Below are 24,487 nucleotides of genomic sequence, written 5' to 3'. Positions count from 1 at the left end.
ACCGGCATGAGTACGGTCACGGTCAAACGCCCGCCTCGCGCGACCGGCCCGGAGACTCCGGACGGGCAGGTCGAGCTGCAGGAACCACCACTGATGGCGGAGGAGGCGCCGCTCGACTTCCGCTCGTTCGCCATGATCGTGCCGATGGGGCTCGGCATGGGCGCGATGATGGCCATGTTCGGCCTCTACAGCCGGGCTCCGGTGATGTACGTGATGGGCGGCGCGATGGCCGCCGGGATGCTGCTCATGGGCCTCATGCAGATCGGCCGGGCGGCTGCCGAACGCAAGCGCCAGATGCGCGGCGAACGGCGCGACTTCCTGCGGTACATCGCCCAGTTGCGCCGGCAGGCGCGCCGGGCGGCCGAGCAGCAGCGCCAGTCGGTGATCTGGACCCACCCGCAGCCCGACTGGCTCTGGTCGGTGGCGATGAGCAGTCGGCTCTGGGAGCGGCGACCCAGCCACGAGGACTTCGGCCGGGTCCGGATCGGGCTCGGCCGGCAGAACGCGATGCTGCGGTTCCTGCCGCCGCAGACCAAGCCGATCGAGGATCTCGAACCGCTCGCCTCGATCTCGTTGCGCCGGTTCTCCGAGGCGTACCGGACGGTCTCCGGCGTGCCGACCTCGGTGGGCCTGCGCAGCTTCACCAGCGTCGAGTTCGAGGGGGACGCCGACGCGGCCGTCGACCTGGTCCGGGCCATGGTGGCCGCGCTGGTCACCCTGCACGCGCCGGACGAGTTGCGGGTGGCGGTGCTGGCGCCGGAGGTCCACCGGGGCCCGTGGAACTGGATCAAGTGGTTGCCGCACAACGCCCACCCGACCGCGTTCGACGCGGCCGGTCCGGTGCGGATGTTCGCCGGTGGCCACGAGGAGCTGATGGACCTGATCGGTCTGGAGGTCTCCGACCGGGGCGACCACGACCGGGAGGCCCGCCCCTCGTCCACCGAACCGTTTCTGGTGATCGTCGCGCACCTGGCCGACCTGCCGGACAGCTCCCGGCTGCTCGGCGCGGGTATCCGTAACGTGGTCCTGCTGGACCTGACCGGCCAGATGCCGGGCGGGCCCAAGGTGCTGCGGTTGACCCTGGACGGGGAGGCGGTGACGTTCCCCGCCGGGGAGACCACCGGCTCGGCGGTGCCCGACGCACTCGGTGCCGCCGAATGCGAGGCGCTGGCCCGGATCATCGCCCCCAAACGGACCAGCGGCGTCCTCGACGCGGTCGAGGAACCGTTGGAGAGCGACTTCGAGCTGACCACGCTGCTCGGCATCCGCGACGCGCACACCTTCGACGTCGCGGCGCTGTGGCGGACCCGCGCGCCGCAGCGCAACCGCCTCACCGTGCCGATCGGTGTCACCGAGGGCGGTGAGGTCATCGAGCTGGACCTGAAGGAGTCCGCGCAGGGCGGGATGGGACCGCACGGGCTGCTCATCGGCGCGACCGGATCCGGCAAGAGCGAGCTGCTGCGGACCCTGGTCTGCGCGCTGGCCGCCACCCACTCCTCGGAGATCCTCAACCTGGTGCTGGTGGACTTCAAGGGCGGGGCGACCTTCCTCGGCATGGAGAAGCTGCCGCACACCTCGGCCGTGATCACCAACCTCGCCGACGAGCTGCCGCTCGTCGACCGCATGCAGGACGCGCTCAACGGGGAGATGACCCGCCGCCAGGAGGTGCTGCGGGCCAGCGGGTACGCCTCGCTGTTCGACTACGAGAAGGCCCGCGCCGCCGGTGCCCAACTGGTGCCGTTCCCGGTCCTGCTGATCATCGTTGACGAGTTCAGCGAGCTGCTCTCCAACAAGAGCGAGTTCATGGACCTGTTCGTCTCGATCGGCCGGCTCGGCCGGTCGCTCGGCGTGCACCTGCTGCTCGCCTCGCAGCGCCTGGACGAGGGCCGGATCAACCGGGTCGAGGGCCACCTGTCGTACCGCCTCGCCCTGCGGACCTTCTCGTCGATGGAGTCCCGGTCGGTGATCGGTGTCGGCAAGGCGTACGAGCTGCCGCCCGAGCCCGGCAACGGCTACCTGAAGATCGACACCTCCAATCTGGTCCGCTTCAAGTCCGCCTACGTCTCCGGGCCGTACAAGGGCAGCGGGCTGCGCAAGGGGGACGACGACCAGGAGGAACGGATCCTCGCCGAGGTCGTCCCGTTCGCCACCGGGCAGGTCGCGGTCCGGCACGACCCGGGGCGGGTCCGGGCCGCCGAACCGGTCGAGGACACCGAGCCGGAGGAGACCGGGAACCTCACCGGGCCGAGCCTCGTCGAGGTGCTGCTCGACCGGATCGCCGGCTCCGGCCCGCCGGCCCGCCAGGTGTGGCTGCCACCGCTGTCGACCCCGCCCAGCCTGGACACGCTCCTGCCCAGCGTCGTACCGGACCCGGTGCGGGGCATGACGGTGGACGACCAGAGCGCACAGGGCCGGCTCCGGGTTCCGGTCGGCATCGTCGACCGCCCCGCCGACCAGCTACGCGAACTGCTCACCATCGACCTCGGCGGGGCGGACGGGCACGTCGGCATCGCCGGTGCGCCGCAGAGCGGCAAGTCCGCGCTGCTGCGCAGCGTGATCCTCGCGCTGGCGCTCACCAACACCCCGCGCGAGGTGCAGTTCTACGGGCTCGACTTCGGTGGCGGCGGGCTCGCCTCGATCGCCGGGCTGCCGCACATCGGCTCCATCGCCACCCGGATGGAACGCGACCGGGTGGTCCGGACCATCGAGGAGGTCTGGCAGGTCATGGAGCGTCGCGAGTACGAGTTCGCCAACCGCGGCCTCGACTCGATCGGCACCTACCTGGCGGCGCGGGCGCGGGGCGAGATCGACGACCCGTACGGGCACGTGTTCCTGGTGGTCGACGGCTGGTACACGATGAAGCAGGACTTCAGCGACCTGGAGACGCGCTTCCAGGAGCTGGCCTCACGGGGGTTGTCGTTCGGCATCCACGTGATCGTCTCCACCACCCGCTGGTCGGAGATGCGGACCTGGCTGCGGGACCTGCTCGGCACCCGGTTGGAACTGCGGCTCGCGGACTCGATGGAGTCCGACGTCGGCTCGCGCCGGGCGGCCACCGTGCCGCACCAGCCGGGGCGGGGCCTGACCAGCGGCGGCCTGCACTTCCTCGGGGCACTGCCCCGGATGGACGGCAGTTCCTCCGTCGACGACCTCGCCGAGGCCACCAAGTCGACGGTCGAGGAGATCACCACGTTCTGGACCGGTCCGCCCGCGCCGGGCGTCCGGCTGCTCCCGACCCAGCTTCCGGTGGAGAGCCTGCCGGTGCCGGAGCCGGCCTTCAAGGTGTGCCTCGGCCGGGACGAACAACGGCTCGCGCCGGTGTGGCACGACTTCATGACCACCCCGCACCTGCTGGTCCTCGGCGACAACGAGACCGGCAAGTCGAACCTGCTCCGGCTGGTGCTGCGGGCGATCCAGCAGCACTACACGCCGGCCCAGGCCAAGGTCGTCCTCGGCGACTCGCGGCGCGACCTCGACACCGCGATCACCCCCGACTACCAGGTCGGGTTCGGCTTCACCGGCGACCGGCTCCACGAACTGGCCGGTCAGACCGCCGTCTCGATGAACCGCCGGGTGCCCGGCCCGGAGATCTCCTCCGAGCGGATGCGGCGGCGGGACTGGTGGGAGGGGCCGGAGCTGTTCGTCATCGTCGACGACTACGACCTGATGACCCGCTCGACGGCTCCGGGCTCCGCGCTCGACCCGGTGCTGCCGCTGCTGGCGCAGGGCGTCTCCATCGGACTGCACGTGATCATCGCGCGCAGCACCTCGGGCGCGATGCGGGCCATGATGGACCCGGTCCTGCGCCGGATGTGGGAACTCGGCACCCCGGCCGCGCTGCTGTCGTACCCGAAGGAAGAGGGCAGGTTCCTCGGCGAGGCGGTGCCGCGCAGGCTGCCACCCGGACGTGCCCAACTGGTCACCCGACGCAGCGTCAAGCTGATCCAGACCGGACATGTCGCATGAGAGGGGAGCACGGGTGAGCGCCACGCTCAGCGCCGAACTCTGCCGGATCACCGTCGTCGGTCCGGCCCGCAGGGTCGACCTGGCGGTCCCGGCTACCACCACGGTGGCCGCCCTGCTGCCGCTGCTGGTGCAGCAGACCACGGAGAGCGACCAGCGCCCCGATTCGAGCACGGGCGAGGGAGCCTGGGTGTTGCAGCGCCTCGGCCAGGCCCCGTTCGAGCTGGCCGGGACCCCGGAGAGCCTGGACTGGCTCGAAGGTGAGGAACTCCACCTCCGCCCGGCCGAGGACCCGCTGCCCGAACTGGATTTCGACGACCTCGCCGACGGGGTCGCCATCGCCGTCAACCGACGTTCCGACCGCTGGCAGCCCGAGTACCGCCGGATCCTGTTCATCCTGCTGTCGGTCGTCGCCATGGGTGCCGTCGCCTCGGTGCTCACCTCGCACGGTCCGGCGCTGCCGCAGGTCGTGGCCGGTGCCGTACTGGGCAGCGCGCTCCTGGCCGCCGCGCTGTTCTGCGGCCGGCGGCTGGACGACGGCGCGTTCTCGCTGCTCTTCGGCGGCGGCGCGGCCGGGTTCGCGGCGGTGGCCGCGTCCAGCGCCGTCGACGGCGATCCGGAGCGAATAGCGGTGACCGGCGCGGCGATCCTCGCCGCCGCCGTCGCCGTGCTCACCGTCGCCGCCGTCCTGCTGCTCGCGCAACGGACCTTCGCGCCCCACCTGCCGGCGCCACCGCTGCTGGTGACCGGGGTGACCGGCCTGGTCACCACGGTGATCCTGCTGATGCGCGACGGCAGCGGGATGAGCATGCCACGCGCCGCCGCCGTCGCCGTCCTGCTGATCTTCGTCGTGATCGTGCTGGCCCCCCGGATGGCGGTGAAGCTGTCCCGGCTGCGCGGTCCGCAACTGCCGAAGACCAGTGAGGACATGTCGTACGACATCGCGCCCGCGCCGTCGGACCAGGTGCACCGGCGTACCGACGACGCGGACACCTACCTGACGGTCGCGATGGTCACGGCGGCGCTGGTGCTGCCGGTGCTGTTCCACTTCACCATGACGGTGCGCGGCTGGGCGGGGTGGAGCTTCGTGCTGGTGGTCGCCAGTGCAATCCTGTTGCGCTCGCGTACCTTTCTCGGTGTCTGGCAGCGCTGCGCGCTCGTTGCCGCCGGTACCGTCGGCTGCCTCATGGTCATCACGAAGCTTGCCGACATGCTGTCGCCCGCCTGGCGCTGGGTGCTGCTCAGCGCGCTGGTCGGGCTGCTGGTGCCGCTCGTGATGGCGGCGTTGCGGCCCTGGCCACGGCGCATGCTCCCGTTCTGGGAGTACACGGCGACCTTCTTCGACGTCGTCACGGGCGTGGCCGTCCTGCCGATCCTGGCGCAGGTCCTCGGCATCTACGCCTGGGCCCGTGGGCTCTTCGGGTAGCCGGCGATGCAGACCCAGCGCGACCACGTCCACGCCCACAGCTTCATGACCGGGCGACTGAGTTCGGCGCTCGTCCAGGGCGATCCGACCAGCGCGCAGATCCCCGGGCAGCGGGCGCTGACCGGCATGCTGATCGGGATCATCGTGGTGCTCCTGGTCGGCGCCGGGTTCGCCGTCTACGGGTGGCTCGTGCCCGGCGGCAGCCGGGCGTACCGCCAGGCCGGCGCGATCCTGGTCGAGAAGGAGAGCGGCGTCCGGTACGTCTACCGCGACGGCATGCTCTATCCGATGTCGAACCTGACCTCCGCGATGCTGGTCCAGGGCCCGTCCGCAGCCGTGAAGCTCATCTCGCGCAACTCGCTGAAGGACCTGCCGCGCGGCCCGGAGGTCGGCATCGCCGACGCGCCGCAGTCCGTCCCCGCCGTCGCCGCGCTGGCCCGGGGCCCGTGGTTGGTCTGCCTGCCGGGTTCCGTGGTGGACCGGCCCGGTGCGGGGCTCGGCGTGAACCTCGACCCGCGAGCCGCCGCCGCACCGTTGACCGGGAACACCTTCGCGGTGGTACGCGGCCCGGACGGCGGTACGTTCGTGCTCGCCGGGCCGGTCAAGTTCCCGGTGGCCGACGCCTCGGTGCTGGTCGCCCTCGGCGCGGCCAACGCGCGGGTGGCCGTCGCACCGGCCGCCTGGCTGGACCGGCTGCCGACCGGCGTCACGCTCGGCCCGGCCCGGATCCCGGCCGCGGGCACCCCGGGCCCACGGGTCGCCGGGCGGGTCCACCCGGTGGGCACGCTGTTCCGGCAGCAGCCCGTCGCCGGCCCGGAGCAGCTCTTCGTGCTCCGCCCGGACGGGCTGGCACCGGTCAACCGGATGGAGTTCGTGCTCGCGACGGTACGGGGTGGCGACGCGCCGGTGACCCTGGACGCGGCCGACGTCGCCGGGGCGCCGCGCTCCGGCGACCGGACGCTGACCGAGCGGCTGCCCGACCTGACCGGCCACCAGTGGCAGGATCCCGGTGGCCGGGTGCTCTGCCTGCGGCAGCGGCCGGTCGACGGGGAGCGGGTCGTCAGCGAGGTGGTGCTCACCGACCGGCGCGCGTCCGGGGTCGGCGACGACGGCGCGACGCGGGTGCTGGTCGAGCCGGGTTCCGGCATGACGGTGACCCCGGTGCCCAAGGTCGGCCCCGTCGCCGAGGTGGCGTTGATCTCGGACCAGGGCATCGCGTACCGGCTCGCCGACCCGGACACGGTCTCCGCCCTGAAACTCGCTTCGGCACCCGCCGTTCCGTTTCCGAGGGACCTGCTCGCGGTCGTGCCGCAGGGCCCGGTGCTCAGCCGTACCGCCGTCAACGGTCCCGCTAGGGGGTAGCGTCCATGGCATCCATCCGAGATCTGCTGCGCGGCGGGCGACGTCAGCCCGGCGACGTGGTGCAGCACACCGTCGGCAACGCGCTCGTCCTGCACCACCCGGACGAGATCAGCGGCGAGGCGCAGTCCCTCGCGCTCTCGGTGATGGCGGACGACGAGAACGACCTGGTCGTACTGGACCTGGGCAGCGGCATCCCGATCGGCTCCTGGGAGTCGATGGCCGGTGTCCTGCCGCGCCGCCGTCGCGGTATCCGGCTGGTCGCCTGCGGGGAGCGGAACGACACGGCGGCGATGGCGGGGCAGTGGCTGTCGGAGCGGCTGAACCGGACGGTGATCGCGCCCGACGGTGAGCTGATCCGGGGGGCGGCCGGCGCGCTCTTCGTGCACTCGAAGCCGGGCAGCGGCTGGGTGCGGTTCCGCCCCGGCAAGCCGCCCGCCTGGGACTCCAAGCGGTACCCGACGCCGGCCTGGGACACCGCCGCGACCGAACGCCGGGCCTCCAGCTCCACCGGGGAGATCGAGCCGCTGCCCGGCGGGGTGTGGATCCACGACGTACGGGCGCCGGAGGTCGTCGCCGAGCACCGTGGCCGCCTCGTCGCCGACCTGCCGTGCCAGGCGGAGACGATGACCGTCCTCCTCGGCTGCCCGGGCACCGAGCCGCTCTCGCTCGACGACGTGGTCCGGTTCTGGCGTGACCTGGACCCGGACAACCGGCTGCGGGCCCGCTTCGTGCAGTACGGCGAGATACGCATGCCCGAGGGCGAGTCGTTCGGCCAGACCCTCGCCGACCTGCTCGCCACCAAGGTCGTCTGCTACCCGGGAGTCCCGATCGGCGCGCCCGGCAAGTTCGAGATCCGGACGGTACGCGCGGACGGCGTCCTGGGCTGGCCGCCCTTCGCCCTGGAACTCGGCTACTCGCCACGGCCCCACCCCAACTCGCTGGCCCGCCGGCCGCTCCTGCTCGACCACCGTGGCCCGTTGCGGTGGACCGAGGAGATCGAGCCCCGGGTGTACTGGTACGCCCCGGACGCGGTGGTCGAGGTGATCGAGGCCGGGCTGTGGATCCGCCCGGCGGAGGAGCCGGGGAACGCGGAACGGGTCCGGGCCACGCCGCTCGACCCCGAGGGCATCACCATGATCTTCGACGACACCACGCCGAACCGGACGGCGCGGATGCGGGAACTCGCCGAGGACCTGGCCGCCCGGATCGACCGTGGCATGGGACAACCCAGCGCGCTGTTCCCGGCGTCGGTGCTGGTGCCGGGGCAGAAGCCGGGCGGCCAGGCGGAGGCGAACCTGACGCTGGCACCGGAGCTGCCGCCGATGCCGCCGACGGCCGCCTCCCCGCCTCCCCCCGGCGTGCCGGCGGAGATCCCGACCGTCGGCGTCACGACCATCCCCGAGCCGATCGACCTGTCCCCGGTCCCGCCGGTGGCGTCCGCTCCGGTCTCGCCGGTGGGGTCCGCTCCGGTGACGCCGCCCGCTCCGGTCGCGACGCCCGTTCCGCTGGCCCCGTCCGCTCCGGTGGTCCCACCCGCTCCCGCCGAGATTCCGACCGAGTCCTCGATCGACGGACCCGGGGACGTCGGGCCGGCGCACCCGGCACGGCCGACGGCGACGGCCGGATCGGCACTGCCGCCGCCTCCGCCCGACGCGCCCGCCCCGCCGCCCGAGGTGGCGTCGCCGGCTCGTCGGCCCGAGGTGGCGTCACCCGCCGCGCTCGGATCCCCGGCCACCACCGTGCCGGCTCCGGCTGCCGTCCCCACCCCCGACGTCGCGCCGGCTCCGTCGCCCGGGGACACCTCCCGGTCGGTCGGGGCGTCGACCCCGCCCGCGCCGCCCGTGCCGGTGGAGGTGCCGGTGGCAGTGGTCGTGGAGGCGCCGACCGAGGTGGCGTCCGTCGGCCGCGTCGGGCCGGTGACGCAGGGCGGGCCGTCCGGTCACCGGATCCAGCCGGTGGTGACGCCGGACGCCTCCGCCCTGCTGCCCGCCCACGGGCTGGCGGAGGAGCGGGCCTGGCTGCGCCGCTCGTTGAGCCGGGACTTCGACACCATGGCCAGCTCGGTCTCCCGGATCATGTCGGAGCACCCGGGGATGAAGGCCGGCGGTGACAGCACCGCCGACGACATCCTCGTCGACTCGGTGGCGACCCGGCTGTTCCTGACCCGCCGGGGCGTCGGCATCGACACCGGCCTCCGATCGGGCGCGGTCGGTCCGCACGTCCCGCTCGCCCGCTGCGTGGTCTCCGGTCTCTCCCGGCTGCCGTCGTTCCGGGGGAGCACCGTGGTGCGTACCTCGCCGGGCGACGACGAGTGGCACCTGTACCGGGGCCGACGCCTGGTCACCGACTGGAGCTTCGTCACCATGCTGACCGCACCCTGCGCCAACCAGGACGGCGACACCGACGTGCTGATCTGGTCGATGACGGCCCGCCGTACCGCCCTGCTGGAGCCGGAGGGGGAGGAGCGCGTCGAGGACCGGGTGGTGTTCCTGCCCGGCACCCACTTCAAGATCCTTGAGGCGGCGGAACCGGCCGGTGACCGGCGCGGCACCATCCTGCTCCGCGAGATCGGCGCCAACGAGATCGACGACGACGGCCGGGTCGACCAGAAGCGGTCGTCGCTCGACGAGCTGGCCGTCACCTCCCTGCGCCGCAGCCTCGACCGGTGGGCCGGCGCGGACCCCCGCAGGCGGATCGGCGCCGCCTCGGTCAGCCGCTTCGGGGCGCTGCCCGGTCTCGTCCGCCCTCCGACCGGAAAGAAGGGGTGATGCCGCGATGAGTCGACAGGTCCTGACGGTGGGCGGCGGACAGCCCGGCGCGTTCGCCACGATCGGCGCGGCGGTCGCCCGCGCCGAGCCGGGCGCCACCATCACCGTCCACCCCGGCCGGTACACGGAGAAGCTGGTCGTCGGCAACCGGATCACCATCGCCGCCGAGCCGGGCGCCCTCGTCGAGGTGCACGTGGAGGAGGGCAGCGTCCTGGCCGTACACGGCGAGGGCGCCCAGTTGCGGGGCATCTCGCTGTCGAGCGCCGATCCGAAGCTGGCGGCGGTCGACGCGTACGCCGGCGAGGCGGCCCTGGACGGCTGTCGTGTCGAGGGGGCGGCCTGGGTGACGTTGCTGGCCCGGCTCCAGGGCACCATCGCGCTGCGCAACTGTGAGGTGCGCTCCTCCTCGGGCGCCGCGATCGTGGTGACCGCGCCGGGCGCGAGCACGGTGGAGGACACCGTGATCCGCGACGTCGCCACCTCCGGGATCGTGGTCAGCGAGAAGGGGTCGCTGACGCTGCGTCGCTGCACCGTGGAGCGGGCCGGCGCGAACAGCATCTGTGTGAACGGTGACGGCCGGCTCGTCGTCGAACAGTGCGAGATCACCGCCGCCGGCAAGCCGGCGCTCGTGGTGGAACAGCGCGGTCACGCCCGGATCAACCGGCTGCGGGTGCGGGAGAGCGCCAACGTCGACGTGTTCATGCGCGGCGAGATCGACGCCGTCGTCACGGACTCCGAGTTCACCGGCGCGCTCTTCCAGTCCGTCCATGTCGCCGGTGGTGCCGCGCCGACCTTCCGGGGGTGCACGTTCGGCTCCGCCGGACGCAGCGCCGCGCACGTCACCGGTGCGGCGAAGCCGACGTTCACCGACTGCGTCTTCACGGACTCGCCGGTCGGCGTGACCGTCGAGGCCGAGAGCGCCCCCCGGTTCGAGGGGATGACCATCCGGGGCAGCAGCGAGCAGGCGGCGGTGGTGACCGGCGCGGCCTCGATGACCGTGCAGCGGCTGCGTCTCGACGTCACCGCCGGGGTCGGGCTGCTGGTCACCGCCGGTGCCGGTCTCGACGGCACCGACCTGGTGGTCGACGCCGCCGGCACCGTCGCGCTCGACCTGCGGGAGTCGGCGCGCAGCACCATCCGCGACGCCCGGTTCAGCGGTACGGCGGCCTCCTGCGTCGTGGTCGGCTCCGGCGCGACGTTGGCGCTGCGGTCGGCGGTGTTCGACGGAGCCGGTGTGCGGGTGGCCGAACACGCCGACCTTCGGCTCCAGGACACCGAGTTCGCCGACGTGGCGGGTGACGGCCTACAGGTCGGCGCGTCCGGCGCGGTGACCGCCAGCCGGGTGCGGGTCCGCCGGGCCCGCCAGGCGGGGATACGGCTGGAGCGCGGTGCCCGGGGCACCTTCACCGACTGCGAGGTGCTGGAGAGCGGGGCCGCCGGTTTCGACGTGGACACCGCGGAGCCGGTGTCGATCACCCGCTGCGTCGCCCGGGACAGCGGCGGCGAGGACGTCCGTCAGGCCGACGACGCCCGCCCGACCATCACCTTGCTGACCACGGGACGGGCCGCCCGGTCCGTGGAGCCCACCTCCCCGGCCCCCGCCGGTGCCGGGTACGCCCCCGAGGAGATCCCGGACCCGGACGGGCCGTCCGCCGGGGACGCGGCGGACGGGGAGCTGGACGGGCCGTTGCGTGAACTCAACGGCCTGATCGGTCTGCGCGGGGTGAAGCAGGAGGTCACCGCGCTGATCAACCTGATCAAGATGTCGCAGGTCCGGCAGCAGATGGGCCTGCCGATGCCGCCGATGAGCCGGCACCTGGTCTTCGCCGGCCCGCCCGGCACGGGTAAGACCACTGTCGCGCGGCTCTACGGCGCGGTCCTGGCCGAGCTGGGCATCCTGGCCAAGGGCCACATGATCGAGGCGGCCCGGGCGGACCTGGTCGGCCAGTACATCGGCTCGACCGCGATCAAGACCACCGAGCTGGTCAACAAGGCGATCGGCGGGGTGCTCTTCATCGACGAGGCGTACACGCTGTCGGCCGGTTCCGGCGGGTCGGGCCCGGACTTCGGTCAGGAGGCCATTGACGCGCTGATGAAGATCATGGAGGACCAGCGCGACGAGCTGGTGGTGATCGTGGCGGGGTACTCGGAGCTGATGGAGAAGTTCCTCGCCTCCAACCCCGGTCTGGCCTCCCGGTTCACCCGGACCATCGAGTTCCCGAACTACTCGGTGGACGAACTGGTCACCATCACCTCGAACCTGTGCCGCAAGCACTACTTCGAGCTGACCGACGACGCCGTCGCCGGGCTGACCGCCTACTTCGAGCGGATCCCGAGGACCTCGACGTTCGGTAACGGCCGGGTGGCCCGCAAGCTGTTCGAAGCGATGATCAACAACCAGGCGTCCCGACTGGCGGTCACCCCGCCGACCAAGGACACCCAGATCAACCGGCTCACCGCCGAGGACCTCGCCCCCGAGCTGGCGCTGCTGGACGACCTGCCGGTCGAGCAGAAGAACCAGCCCGACCGGAGCCAGAACCCGACCGGCGCGATCAACGCCGCCCAGAGCTGGCAGCGGATCGGCCGGCTGGTCGGCGCGGCCGAGACCCGCGAGGCGGTCGGCGCGACCCTGCTACAGCTCTGCGGGCTGCGCAACCGCCGCCGCTCCTACGGCAGACACGGCAACGTCCTGCTCTCCGGCGTGCCCGGCAGCGGTCGCAGCGAACTCGTCCGGCACTACGCCGCCGCCCTGTCCGAACTGGACCTGGTTCCGGTCGGCCAGGTGGTGCGGGTCTCGACCGCCGAGCACCTCGCCCCCCAGTGGCCGGGGCAGGTCCACAGCCTGGTCCGGGCCGCGCTCCAGGACGCGACCGGAGGCACCTTGGTGGTCGACTACGTCGACGACGGCACCGGTGGCGCGCCGGAGATCGTCGAGGCGTTGGTCGAGCAGATGCGCGCCCAGCCGGGCGACCCGGTCGTCGTGCTGGTCGCCGAGCCGGCCGTGACGGCCCGACTCGCGGCTGCGGTGCCCGGCCTCACCGACCTGTTCGGGCAGGTGTGGAGCATCCCCGAACTCACCGTCGCCGAACTGGCCGAGGTGGTGGCGCGACACCTGACGAGGCGCGGTCACGAGATCCCCGACGACGTCCGGGCCGCGCTCACCGGGCTGGCCGCGCGGGCGCCCGAGCGGACCGTACGCGCCGCCCACCTGCTCTCCCGGAGCCTGAGCCGGGCCACCGGGTCCCGCACCCTCGCGCTGGCCGACCTGAACGGACTGGTCAGCCGGAACGATCCGGCCGTCCTGGCGGCCCGCCCCCACGGCGGCCTCGCCGCGGTCGGCTGAGAGGAGACGTCATGTCGCAGCAGCAGCCCACCCACGACGAGATGATCGAGGCTGGACGCGCGTTCGAACAGCGGCTGCGCAGCGCGCAGGCCAGTCTCGAACACGCTCTGGTGACCGGCCGTTCCGCCGACGGCACCGTGGTCGTGCTGGCCAGCGGGCTCGGGCAGCTCAAGGCCGTACAGGTCGATCCCGCCGTGTTCGACACCCGCGACGTGACGGCCCTACAGGACGCGATCACCCAGTCGATCCGGGCCGCCGCCGCCAACGCGGCCACGCTGGCTCAGGAGAAGATGGGCGTGGTCGAGATCAATCTCTACTGACCGGCGCGGTGGCGGCCGTGGTGAGGGGACGAATCTGATGTGGACGCTGCGCTCCCTCCGCGGCCCGGCGTCAGCGGGGATCTTCCGGCACCGGGTCGGTAACGCGCTCGTCCTGCACGTCGACGAACGGATCAGCGTGGAGGCCCGGTCGCTGGCCCTGGCGGTCGCCGAGGACCCCTACCACGACATCGTCGTCCTCGATCTCCACCACGACCTGCCGGTCGGCACCTGGCGGTCGGTCGCCGCCGAGTTGAAGCGGAGCCGGCGCGGCATCCGGCTCGTCGTCTGCGGGGCATCCGCCGACACCGGCGCCCTCGCCGCGCAGTGGCTCTGCGACCGGCTACGCCGCCCGGTCGTCACCCCGCACGGGCGGACCGTCCGTGCGGTGGCCGGAACCCTCTTCGCGCACAACGTCGAGGGCAGTGGCTGGGTACGCTACCGGCCGGGGAGGACGCCGGTCTGGGAGTCCCAGCGCTACCCCGCCCCGGCCTGGGACGCCGCTGCCGCGCGGTTCCGGCCGACAAGTGCGGTGGGGGCGGTCGAGCCCATCCCCGGCGGAGTCTGGATCCGCGACACCCGCGATCCGGCGGTGGTCAGCGGCCGTTGGCAGTGGCTGACAGCCGCGCTGCCCTGCCAGCCCGAGGCGATGACGGTCGTCCTCGGCTGCCCCGGCACGCCACCCCTGGCCCTCGACGACGTCGCCCGCTTCTGGCGCGAACTCGACCCGGAGGGCCGGCGACACGCCCGGTTCGTGCAGTACGGGCCGGTCCAGTTGCCGGCGGGTGAGGTGCTGGGTCAGCGGCTGGCGGACGTGCTGGAGTCACCCGTGGTCTGCTTCGGCGGCATCCCCGTCGGGCGGCCCGACCGCGCGCACATGCACACCGTCACACCGGACGGCCGCCTCGGCTGGCAGGTCCTCGTCCGGGAACTCTGTTTCACGCCGCGTACCACGCCCGGTGCCGCGGCGAAGCTGCCACGGATCCTCAGCCACCACGCCCCGGCGCTGCTCGGGGACCCGGTCGGTCCGTTGGCCCACCGCTACGCCGCCGACGCGGTCGTCGAGATCGTCCAGTCCGGGCTGTGGATCCGCGCCGACGACGTACCGCGCAACGCCGGCCGGATCCGGGCCCATCCGGCCGACCCGACCCGGCACGCCCTCATCGTCGACGACACGGTCCCGTCCCGGGTGCCGCGTTTCCGTGAACTCGCCGAGGACCTGGCCGCCCGGCTGGATCCGGCCACCCGTGCGCGCAGCACCCTGCACCTCGCGTCGGCGGTGGCGGCCGGCCGGCGGGTACGGCCCCCCGGCAGCGCCGACGCCGACCTCGGTGACGGACTGACCTACCGGTTCACCGCCGCGGACCTGGCCCTGGAGGAGCCGGTCGAGGTGGCGCCACCACCCGCCGAGGCACTCGCGGTGACGGCCGTTCCCGGACCCCGGTCCCCGTCCTGGGTGCCGGCGGCGACGTCGGGTCCTCGGGCGGTGCCCGGCGGGCCGACCCTGGCCGCCGCCGATTTCCTGACCGCGCCCGTCGCGGACCCGGTAGCCGCCGCCCCGGTCAGGGTGTCGCCTCCGGGCACCGCCGCCCCTCCCGGGATCGCCACGTCAGCCGGCGCCGGGGGCACCGGGACGCTCGGCGGCCGGCCCACGGGGACGGCCGAGGGCCGGCTCGCCCCGGTCGCCCCACCGTCGCCACCCGTCGCCCCGCCGTCGCGCCCGGTCGCCGCCCCGCCGTACCCGTTCGTCGCGCCGCCTGCGCCGACCCCGGCCCGGACGGGGCCCGGCCGCCCGACGGATCCCTCCGTGGTCGCTCCGCTCTGGGACCAGTCCGACCCGGTCGGCGCTCCCGACGACACCCCCGCCGTGCCGGCACCACCGGTGTTCGCCGCACCGGCGACGAGCCGGGACGCGGGTACGCGTCCGGCCCCGCCGACCGCGAAACGGGCCGACCCGACCGTCGTGCGCCGGGACCCGGTGGCCGTCACCGGAACCGACCCGACCGTCGTGCGCCGGGACGCCATGCCCACCACGCGACCCGCCCCGACCCCCGCCGTGTCGCCGGTCGAACGTCCGACCCAACCGCCGGACGACGGTCCGGCCACGCCGCAGAACCGTGGTCCGGCCGTGCCGTCCGCCGTGGCCCCGGGGGAGAGCGCGTGTCCACCCGACGCCGCCCGGCGGCCCCTGCGGTTCCAGACCACACCACCGCCGGACGCACAGGGGCTACCCACCCCGGCCGGGCTCGACGCCGAACGGACCTGGCTGCGGCAGCGGTTCAGCCAGGAGTTCGACGTCGCCGCCAGTTCGATCTCCCGGCTGCTCGCCGAGCACCCCCGCCTGCACACGGGCGACAACGCGCTGGTCGACACGGTCGCCGTGCGCCTCTACCTGTCGTCCCCGGGCGAGGCCGTGGACCGGGCGCTGCGCTCCGGAGCGGCCGGCGACGCGGTGTATTTCGCCCGGTGCGTGGCGGCCGGGGTCGCCCGGCTGCCGTCACACCGTGGTGCCGCCTGTTTCTCCGCCACGCTCTCCGGCGAGGACCTGCGGGAGATCGCCGCGCGGGAGACGCTGACGGACTGGGGGTTCACCCACGCGCTGACCGAGCCGCCCGCGAGCCTCCCCGGCAACGTCGACGTCCTGCTCTGGTCGATGACCGCCCGCCGGACCCGGCTGCTGGAGCCGGAGGACGACCATCGCGCCGCCGGTCGGGTGCTGTTCCTGCCCGGCACCCGTTTCAAGGTGTTGGAGACGGCGCAACCGGGCCGGGACCAACCCGGCCGCCTGCTGCTGCGGGAACTCGCCCCCGAAGAGCCGGTCCGCGAGCGTGGCCCCTTCGACGACCTCGCGCTGACGTCGCTGCTCCGTTACCACGAGCGGTGGACGGCGACCGGTCGACGGGCCCGGGTCGGCGGCGCGACGGCGCCCCGCTTCGCCTGCCTGCCGGGCATCGCCTGACCGACAGCGATCAGGACGGTGTCACGTGGCCGCCCGTCGCGTCGGTGGGAGCGCTACCCTGCCGTGGTCCGCTTCGTTGTCGATGGTTCGATGTCTTGGTATACCTGACGATGCCGGCGTAGGCGCTCGGCGCGGATGCGTCGGTTCCGTCCAAGAAGGAGACATGATCGACACCGCGTACCGCGTGCGCCCGTTGCGCTCGACCGACCCGGAACGGATAGGTGACTACCTGCTCGTCGGCCGGCTCGGCCGGGGCGGCATGGGAGTGGTCTACCTGGCGGAGAGCGACGACGGCAGCTACGTCGCGATCAAGCTCATCCATCCGGACCTCGCGACCGACCCCGAGTTCGCCCGCCGGTTCCGTGGCGAGGTCGAGCGGGCCCGGCAGGTGCCGTCGTTCTGCACCGCCGAGTTCCTCGACGCCGACCTCGACCACGAGCCGCCGTACCTCGTGGTGGAGTACATCGACGGCCCGAGCCTCGACGAGGTGATCGCCGAACGTGGCCCGCTGCGGGGCGGTTCGCTGGAGTCGCTCGCCGTCGGGGTCGCCACCGCGCTGACCGGGATCCACGGCGCGGGCATCATCCACCGCGACCTCAAGCCGGACAACGTCCTGCTGGCACCCGGCAGCCCCAAGGTGATCGACTTCGGCATCGCGCGGTCCTTCGAGGCCACCAGCCAGCACACCCGCACCGACGTCATGGTCGGCACGGTGGCCTACATGGCCCCGGAACGGTTCTCCGGCGAGTCGGAGAAGCCGGTGACCGCCGCGGCCGACGTCTTCGCCTGGGGCTGCGTGATCGCCTTCGCCGGCACCGGCAGGACACCGTTCCACGGCGACTCGCCGTCCGCGACCGCGGCACGCATCCTCACCCAGCCGCCGCAGCTCGACGGCCTGCCGGAGTCCCTCCGGGAACCGGTGCGCGCGGCGTTGGCGAAGGACCCCGCCGACCGGCCGACCGCCCCGGAGCTGCTCGCGACACTGCTGGGCAGCCGGTCTGCGACACCGGCGCCGGCCACGGCCGCGACCGCGACCCCGCCGACCGTCGGCCAGCGACCGACGGCGGTCCCCGACCGGCCGGTCCGGTCGGCCCGCCGCCGGCGGGCGGCGCTGGGCGGACTGGCCGCGCTGCTGGTGCTCACCGGGGTGACGGTCGCCGGCCTGGTCGCCAACGCCGGCGACCGACCGGAGGCGGGTCCGGCCACGTCACCGTCCGCCGGGTCGCCGTCGCCGTCGCCGTCGAGCGCGGTGTCCGCGCAGACGCCCGCCGCGGAGCGGACACCCCCACCCTCGGCCGCGCCCGTCCCGACCCGGTCGCGCAGCGCGCCGGCCACCGGGACCGAACCCGCCGGTCCCACGACCAGCCCCACGCTGCGGGCCCTGGTGAACATCTCCGGCCGCAACCTGGCCCTCGGTCGGCCCGCGACCGCCTCCAGCATGGAGGATGCCCGGTGGGCCGCCACGAACGCTGTCGACGGTAACCGCGTGAGCCGGTGGGGCAGCCAGTTCAGCGACCCGCAGTGGCTGACCGTGGACCTGGGCGCGCAGTGGCGGATCAAGGAGGTCGTGCTGCGCTGGGAACTCGCCCACGCCACCGAGTACCGGGTGGACGTCTCCCCGGACGGCCGGCGGTGGACGACGCTGTACCGCACCTCGTCGGGCCGGGGCGGGGTCGAGCGGATCACTGCCGACAGCGCGACCGGCCGCTACGTCCGGATGTACGGCACCCGGCGGGTCAGCGGCTACGGCTTCTCGCTGTACGAGATCGAGGTGCGCTGAGCGCCCCTGCCCTCCGGTCGCCGGCCCGGGGAGAGGTCCACGCCGTACCCGCCCAGCCGGCGGCGGGCCCGGCGCAGATCCCACCGGGCACCGAGCACGGCGTACAGGTCGGCCGCCTCGCCGCCGGTCCGGGCCGCCTCGTGCGGGCGTCGACCGGCCGCGAGCAGCACGGCGGCGTCCTCCAGCGCGGCGGCCAGCTCCACCACCCGGCCGACCGCGCGGTAGTGCGCCGCCGCGGCCAGCGCCGGCTCCGGGTCGCCGGTGAGCAACGCCCGGCACCGTGCCGCCGCCGGATGCGCCCGCCCCCGCCGGACCTCCCTGGCCGCCTCGTCGGCGCAGACGGCCGTCGCCTGTTCGGCCACGTCACGTCGATCCAGCTCCAGCGCGAGCCGGACGGTGTCGGGCAGCCACTGGTGCCGCATCATCAACGGCGCGTACGCCGGCACCAGCAGCGGGTCGAGGAGGTGCAGGGCCTGCTCCGGGCGGCCCTGCTGCTCGGCCACCGACGCGCGGGCGATCATCAGGAAGTCACCGCTCTCGCGCTCGGCCTCGGTGGCCGGCAGCAACTCGGTCGAGTCCAGGTGCCCGCCGGCCGCCACGACGTCGCCCCGGCGGGCGGCGACGAGCGCGGCCGCCCCGTGCAGCAGCATGGCGACCGCACCCGGCTCCCGGGTGCCCAGCAGAGTGGACCCGAGCGGGTCGTCGGTGACCGCGCTGACCACGGACAACACGTCGTCCCAGCGGCCCGACCAGTAGTGCTGTACCGCCGAGGCGACGTGCAGTCCGGACGGTAACCGGTGCCGCAACGCGAAGAGCGCGGCCTCGCGCAGCGTCCGCTCGGCCTCCTCCAGCCGGTCCAGGTTCTGGAGCGTGAACGTCCGGTTGTCGAGCAGGTCGAGGTACAGGCCGGTGAAGGACGGGTGGTCGCGCATGATGTCCAGCGCGCGGTCGACGTACTCCAGCGCCCGCTCGTGGTCGCGCCGGATGGTGTTGGTCAACCAGGTCGTCTGGAGGGCGAACACCGCGTCGTACGGCTGGTCCGCGGTGAGCGCGGCGGTGTGCAGCGCCGTCGCCGTCCGGTCCGCCCGGTCGAGGTCGTCGAGCGGACCCCGGCGGAAGTTGGCCAGCAGCATCCGGTGCCGGGTGTGCCAGAGCGCGGGTGCGGCGGTGTCGGCGAGCGCCTCCTCGACGATGCCGAGCGCTGCCGCGACGTCACCGCCACGGTGGGTCATCGCGGCGAGCAGGTGACGCATCTCGGCGCGGTCGGCCGGGTCGGAGGCGAGCCGGACCGCCTCCCGTGCCTCGTCCAGTGCCGGACGCCCGTGCCGGAAGTCGAGCCGGACCAGCGCGATCAGCAGGCGCTCCCGTTGCCCCGGACCGGGCCGGTCGGTGCCGAGCACCCGGCGGAGCAGACCACCGGCCAGCCACGGCGTCCGGCGGACCAGCTCGACGTGGTGGGTGACCAGCCAGGACACCACCCAGTCGTCCACCGTCGAGGTGGCCGAGGCGAGCTGCTCGGCCACCCGGTCCACCGGACTGCCGCCGTTCGCCAGCACCTCGGCGGTGTGCAGGTGCAGCGCCGACCGGGCCGGGGCGGGGATGCTCTCGTACAGCATCTGCCGCAGGAACCGGTGCCGGAAGGCCAGGTCGGTGCCGGCGTCCACGACGACCCGCGCGGCGAGCGCCTCCTCCAGGCTGGACACCAGGTCGACGGCGGAGCGGCCGGCCACCGCGCCGACGTCGTCGACGGAGAACCGGGCCCCGAGCAGCGCAGCCGTCCGGAGCACCTCCTGGGTGCCGGCCGTGAGGCTGTCCATGGTGGCGCGGATCATCGCGAGCAACGGGCGTGGTGCGTCGATCGGGGTGGCGTCGGGGATGTCGGCCACACCGTCGACCACCCGCACCGCGCCCCGCCGCAGCAGGGCCGTGGTCAGCTCGTGGGCGTAGCGGGGGTTACCCGCCGAGATGGCGACCACCTCGGCCAGGTTCGGCCCGGGGGACACCCCCACGAGACCGGTCACCACCTGCTCGACCACGTTCGCGGGCAGGGCCTCCAGGTGGAGCAGGTGACCCTGCCGGGCCTGGACGGCGCGGCGCAGTCGCGCCAGTTCCGGGGTGCCCGGCTCCAGCCGGGCGGCGGCCACCACCAGCAGAGGCAACCGGCGGGTGAGGGCGACCAGCCGTTCCCAGAAGGGGGCACCGGACCCGTCGGCGCCGTGCAGGCCGTCGAGGACCAGCAGAAGGGGAGCGGTGGCGCAGGCGGCGCGTACCTCGGCCAGCACCCGCTCGGTCACCGCCGGCGTGGCGGTCCCGACCAGCCCGGCGATCCCGTCGGGCCCGGTGGCGGACAGGTGACCTGCGGCGGGATCGGCCGCCAGCCCCAGCGCACGCGTCACCGTCGAGAGCGGGACGTGCTGGTCCGGCTCCTGGGCGAGCCCCCAGGCGACCCGGCATCCCCGCTCGGCCGCGTCGTCGAACGCGGCGTGGAGTAGCGTGGTCTTGCCGATGCCGGGTTCGCCCTCGACCCAGACGACGGTGCCCTGACCGGCGGCGACCGCCGCGACCAGGTCCCGTAGCTGCCGCAGTTCGGGGTCCCGGCCGGGGAGGGCCGCCGGACGTGGCCCGTCCCGCGCCGTCCGCTGCGCGGACCCTGCCGGCGCTCCCGGCCCGCTGGACGTCGACCCCGTCCGGCGTGGCGTGCGCTCGCGCGACGGGGACGGCTCCCCGGAGACGATCTCGTGCAGCCGGACGAGGGCGGTACCCGGTTCCACTCCGAGCTCGGCGCGGAGCGTTCCCCGAACCGCCCGGTACACCTCCAGCGCCTCGGCCCGCCGGCCGCTCCGGTGCAGGACGTGCATCAGCAGCTCGTGCAGGGGCTCGTGCAGGGGGTGGTCGCGGACCAGCACGGCGAGATCGGCCACCACGCCGTCGTCGCCCATCTCGACGAGGATCCGGGCCCGCTGCTCGGCCGCGTCGAGTCGTCGCCCGGCGAGCCGGACCCGCTCGGCGTCGAGACGATCGCCGGTGAGCCCGGCGTACGCCTCGCCGTGCCACAGCCGCAGTGCCTCGTCGAGGCGGGCGACGGCCCCCGCCCGGTCGCCGGCCGTACGCCGCCGCTCCGCCTCGGCGCCGAGCGCCTCGAACCGTTCGCTGTCCAGGTCCTCGGGTCGCAGGCGCAGGGCGTAGCCGCCCGGACCGGAGGTCAGCAAACCGGGCCCGAGGCTACGACGTAACCCGGAGACGTACGTGTAGACACTGCCCACCGCGGTGGTCGGCGGCGATGGTCCCCACACCCCCGCGACCAGTTCGTCCCGCCCGACGTCGCGCCCGACAGCGGTGGCGAGCAGCGCGAAGATCACTCGTTGCCGGGCCGGACCCAACGACAGTTCCCGGTCACCGCGCCAGGCCCGGACCGGCCCGAGGACGGACACCCGCAGCCGATCTTCCGGTGTGGTCACCATCGAGGCTCCATCCCGGAGGGCGGGAGGGAACCGCCGTGACGGACGGTAGCGGTCACGGGAGGTCGGGCCTTACCTCGCCGACGAGCCCGGACCGGGACAGGTGCGGTTGGGTCGGATTGCCCGGCAGACTCGGCCGGATCCGCCCGAGCAGCGCCCGCAGCCGGTCGATCCACTGCGGGCCGATCCGGCGCTCCCGCAACGCCGTGTGGGCGATCTCCGCCGCTGTCTCGAAGTCGCCCCGCCGCTCGTGGCTGTGCGCGGCTATCCAGCGCATCTCACCCGCCAGTTCCGGATCGGCGGTACGCGCGGCGACCCAGCCGGCCTCGGCTGCGGCGTTCCGGTCCGCGCCCAGCAGCAGCCGGGCCAGCCACGCGGTGAGCGTGAGCCGCCGGGCGGGGTCGAGGGCGTGCTGGGCATGGGCGTGCGCGAGTGCGGCGACGGCGATCTGCGGTGCCGCTTCGGCGACCCGATCGACGTGTTCGGCCAGCCAGCCGCCCAAACAGTCGTCGACCGGCACCTCCCCGGCGAGCGTCAGCGCCACCACCCGCTCGGGTGCCGTACCCGCCGCGGCGAGCCGCTCCGCGTACCGGCGGCAGAGGGCGACCCGGAGCGCGGCGGGGGTGCTCCCGCAGAGGGTGCGGACCACGACCCGGTGCCGGAACCGCAGCCGCTCCCCGGGCGCGAGGATCCCGGCGGCCCGCACCGGGGCCAGCATCCGGGCAAGATCATCGAGGTGGTGGTCGGTGGCGGCGGCCACCTCGGCCATCGTGCAGCCGGCCGGCTGCGTGCCCGGCGCCCGCACCTCGTATGCGCTCAGGAACGCGACCGCCCGCAGCACCTGGCGGGTGTCCTCCGGGTACGGGGCGAGGTGCGCCCCGACCGCCGCGACCAGACCGGCCGCCGGGAACGGGTCGCCTGCGGTCAGAGCGAGCTGCCGCAGGTATTCCGGGTGCCCGTCGGCGTCGTCGAGGATGCGGGCCAGTTCCCGGGGCTCGGGCGGTTGCGGGGCGACCGCCCGGACCACCGCGCCCGCCGAGTCGGCGTCCAGCGGACCGAGCGTGACGATCTCGGCGGCGGACCGCCCGGCCACCGGTCCCGAGCCGGACCGGACGGCGGCGACCAGCAGGAGCGGCAGCTCGCCCGCCTGCCCGCCCAGCGTGGCCCAGACCCGTAGCGTGGTCGGGTCGGCCCAGTGCAGGTCGTCGACGACGAGGACGAGCGGGCCCTCGGCTGCGGCCCGCCGGACCAGCTCCACCGCCTGTTCTGCCGCGTCGACGTCCGTCCGGTCCGTGCCGTCCCGGTCGGCGAGGTGGACATCGGGCCGGTCCGGCGCGGCGGATGCGGCGACCAGCGCCTCCACCGTGGGATGGTCCGGCCCGGCGAGGGCGGATTCGAGGCAGTCGCGCAGGGTGCCGAGTGGTACGTCCCGGGCGACCTCGTCCCCGACCGCCCAGCCGATGCGGCAACCGTCCGGGGCGGTGCGCAACACGGCCGTGAGCAGGGCGGTCTTGCCGATGCCGGCGGGGCCTTCGAGCAGGATGCTGCCGCCCCGCCCGGCGGCGACCCCGGTCACGGCCCGGCGTAGCCGGTGCAGTACCGCGTCGCGGCCGAGCAGCGGCGCCACGCCGGTGCGGGTGCGGAATCCGGACCCGGCGGTCGGGACGCCTCCGGTGGTCGTCGCCGACCCGCCGGCCGGCTCGGACGGTGTGCTCCCGGGGCGCGTGCCGCCACCCGTGACCAGGGACGGGCTCGCGGGTCGGCCCACCTCCGGCGGAACGGCCGGCCCCTCCCGGTGCGGACGGTCCGCCGTCAGCTCGCGCAGGAGCTGGACGGCCTCCTCGTGGCGTCCGGTCCCGGTCAGCAGCTCGGCGTACCGCTCGGCGGTGGCGAGCCGCAGCTCGGCCAGGCGCAGCCGCTGTCCCTCGGCGAACGGCCCGGGCACCCCGGCCAGCGCCTCGCCGTCCCACAGCCGCAGGGCCGCCGCCACGGTGGCCAGCTCGGCGTCGACGTGCCCGGCGACCCGGTGGCACCGGGCCGTCTCGCGCAACGACTCGAACCTGAGGACGTCGACCGAGTCCGGCGGGAGGTGCAGTTGGTACGTACCACCGCCCGAGCTGAACAGCCGTCCCGCCGTCCACCGGCTCCGGGCCGGCTCCAGCATCTGACGCAGGGTGGAGACGTAGGTGTAGATGTTGCCGGTCGCGCTGGGCGGCGCGTCCTCACCCCAGACGGCGCTGACCAGTTGGTCGCGGGAGACCCGCTGCCCGGTGTGCAGGGCGAGCACGCAGAGCACGGCGGTACGGCGGGCCGAGCCGAGCACCAGCTCGGTGCCGTCCCGCCAGGCTCGCACCGGACCCAACAAACGGAGGTCGATCCCCACCTGCTCCGCTGACATGGCTGCCCTTGGCTCGCTGCTCTGAGTGCCTGACCCCGGCGAAGTGGTCGGGGGACGTCTGGCATCCCGCTACCGGCGGAATCTCGTCGAATGCCCCACCCGCCCGCTTACTCCCCACCTGTCGATTGTCCACCATCCGGGAGGGCTCCGGCCAGTGAGGATGATCGCCCGGTCGGGGCGTCGCCCGCCCCGTCCACGGTGGAAGCCGGATCCCGGCGGGCGAAAGACCGGGCAGATCGGACCGGAGTCCGGGCACATCCGGACGCGGTGCCTTCCGCCTGCACCACCGGCCTGATGCACTCGACCGGTGTCGGCTGCTCCGGATCCACCGGCGAACCCGTTCGCCGGTGAGCTTCTGCTCACCCTCGCCCGTGAGGGGCGGTTCGTGCTGGACGCGGCCCAGGCCGACCAGGCCATAGCCGAGCTGGAACGCACCCTCTCCGCCGTCCGGGCCCGGCTCCGCATCCTGCGCATCTGGCGGCACGTGCCGACCCAGCGGGTGGACGAGATCCCCGACGATCTCGCCCTGGACGTCGTCGACGCCATCTTCGCCGACCAGCTCGCGCCCGGTCGGCTGGAGCTGGCCGCGACGGAGCTCCCCAAGTACATCGAGGCGCTGCGCCGGGCCCGGTTGGTGCCGCCCGGGGCGGGGCGGCCCGCCAACCGCTGAGCACCGTGGCCGGCAATCTTCACGCGCCGAGAACCAGCGTGAA

At 74.1% G+C, this 24,487-nt stretch carries 11 protein-coding genes; 9 read left to right on the top strand and 2 right to left on the bottom strand.

Annotated features, from left to right (window positions below; translation table 11 throughout):
- The first annotated feature begins 6 nt into the window (after positions 1-6).
- The 8 genes from eccCa (at position 7) to QSK20_RS17400 (ending at position 17,918) form a co-directional block, all read left to right on the top strand.
- Positions 7-3,966, top strand: a complete 3,960-nt coding sequence (gene eccCa / locus QSK20_RS17435) for a type VII secretion protein EccCa (RefSeq protein WP_285789636.1) — start codon at positions 7-9, stop codon at positions 3,964-3,966.
- A gap of 13 nt (positions 3,967-3,979) precedes the next feature.
- Entirely contained in the window at positions 3,980-5,389 is a 1,410-nt protein-coding gene (eccD, locus tag QSK20_RS17430; protein WP_285789635.1) for a type VII secretion integral membrane protein EccD, read from the top strand.
- Between the two features lie 6 nt (positions 5,390-5,395).
- Positions 5,396-6,751: a type VII secretion protein EccB gene (gene eccB, locus QSK20_RS17425; protein WP_285789634.1), complete on the top strand. Its 1,356-nt coding sequence runs from the start codon at positions 5,396-5,398 to the stop codon at positions 6,749-6,751.
- A gap of 5 nt (positions 6,752-6,756) precedes the next feature.
- Entirely contained in the window at positions 6,757-9,519 is a 2,763-nt protein-coding gene (locus QSK20_RS17420; protein ID WP_285789633.1) for a hypothetical protein, read from the top strand.
- A 7-nt stretch (positions 9,520-9,526) separates the two neighbouring features.
- On the top strand, positions 9,527-12,862 hold the full coding sequence (locus QSK20_RS17415) for a right-handed parallel beta-helix repeat-containing protein (RefSeq protein ID WP_285789632.1): 3,336 nt from the start codon (positions 9,527-9,529) through the stop codon (positions 12,860-12,862).
- A gap of 11 nt (positions 12,863-12,873) precedes the next feature.
- On the top strand, positions 12,874-13,182 hold the full coding sequence (locus QSK20_RS17410; RefSeq protein ID WP_285789631.1) for a YbaB/EbfC family nucleoid-associated protein: 309 nt from the start codon (positions 12,874-12,876) through the stop codon (positions 13,180-13,182).
- Positions 13,183-13,219: 37 nt separating this feature from the next.
- A complete protein-coding gene (locus QSK20_RS17405) occupies positions 13,220-16,138 on the top strand; it encodes a hypothetical protein (protein ID WP_285789630.1) in 2,919 nt (972 codons plus the stop codon).
- Positions 16,139-16,301: 163 nt separating this feature from the next.
- Positions 16,302-17,918, top strand: coding sequence for a protein kinase domain-containing protein (locus QSK20_RS17400; protein WP_285789629.1), 1,617 nt, complete (start codon positions 16,302-16,304; stop codon positions 17,916-17,918).
- Here the strand turns inward: QSK20_RS17400 and QSK20_RS17395 are convergent.
- Positions 17,882-21,379 (bottom strand): ATP-binding protein, encoded by a 3,498-nt coding sequence (locus QSK20_RS17395; RefSeq protein ID WP_285789628.1) that lies wholly within the window; start codon positions 21,377-21,379, stop codon positions 17,882-17,884. The genes QSK20_RS17400 and QSK20_RS17395 overlap by 37 nt on opposite strands.
- A gap of 52 nt (positions 21,380-21,431) precedes the next feature.
- The gene (locus tag QSK20_RS17390; RefSeq protein WP_285789627.1) at positions 21,432-23,774 is read right to left on the bottom strand and encodes an ATP-binding protein; all 2,343 of its coding nucleotides are present in this window, start codon (positions 23,772-23,774) and stop codon (positions 21,432-21,434) included.
- Between the two features lie 307 nt (positions 23,775-24,081).
- Between QSK20_RS17390 and QSK20_RS17385 the strand changes: the two genes are divergently transcribed.
- Entirely contained in the window at positions 24,082-24,444 is a 363-nt protein-coding gene (locus QSK20_RS17385; RefSeq protein ID WP_285789626.1) for a hypothetical protein, read from the top strand.
- The last annotated feature ends 43 nt before the right edge of the window (positions 24,445-24,487 follow it).

The organism is Micromonospora sp. NBRC 101691, from assembly GCF_030269285.1.
GTDB classification, from domain to species: Bacteria; Actinomycetota; Actinomycetes; order Mycobacteriales; family Micromonosporaceae; genus Micromonospora; species Micromonospora echinospora.
Note: the sequence above shows the minus strand (reverse complement) of the source record. Positions and strands in the feature narration are given on the sequence as shown.

Coding starts and splice junctions, on each gene's coding strand:
- eccCa (WP_285789636.1), top strand. CDS start 7: ATGAGTACGGTCACGGTCAAACGCCCGCCTCGCGCGACCGGCCCGGAG.
- eccB (WP_285789634.1), top strand. CDS start 5,396: ATGCAGACCCAGCGCGACCACGTCCACGCCCACAGCTTCATGACCGGG.
- QSK20_RS17420 (WP_285789633.1), top strand. CDS start 6,757: ATGGCATCCATCCGAGATCTGCTGCGCGGCGGGCGACGTCAGCCCGGC.
- QSK20_RS17415 (WP_285789632.1), top strand. CDS start 9,527: ATGAGTCGACAGGTCCTGACGGTGGGCGGCGGACAGCCCGGCGCGTTC.
- QSK20_RS17410 (WP_285789631.1), top strand. CDS start 12,874: ATGTCGCAGCAGCAGCCCACCCACGACGAGATGATCGAGGCTGGACGC.
- QSK20_RS17405 (WP_285789630.1), top strand. CDS start 13,220: ATGTGGACGCTGCGCTCCCTCCGCGGCCCGGCGTCAGCGGGGATCTTC.
- QSK20_RS17400 (WP_285789629.1), top strand. CDS start 16,302: ATGATCGACACCGCGTACCGCGTGCGCCCGTTGCGCTCGACCGACCCG.
- QSK20_RS17395 (WP_285789628.1), bottom strand. CDS start 21,379: ATGGTGACCACACCGGAAGATCGGCTGCGGGTGTCCGTCCTCGGGCCG.
- QSK20_RS17390 (WP_285789627.1), bottom strand. CDS start 23,774: ATGTCAGCGGAGCAGGTGGGGATCGACCTCCGTTTGTTGGGTCCGGTG.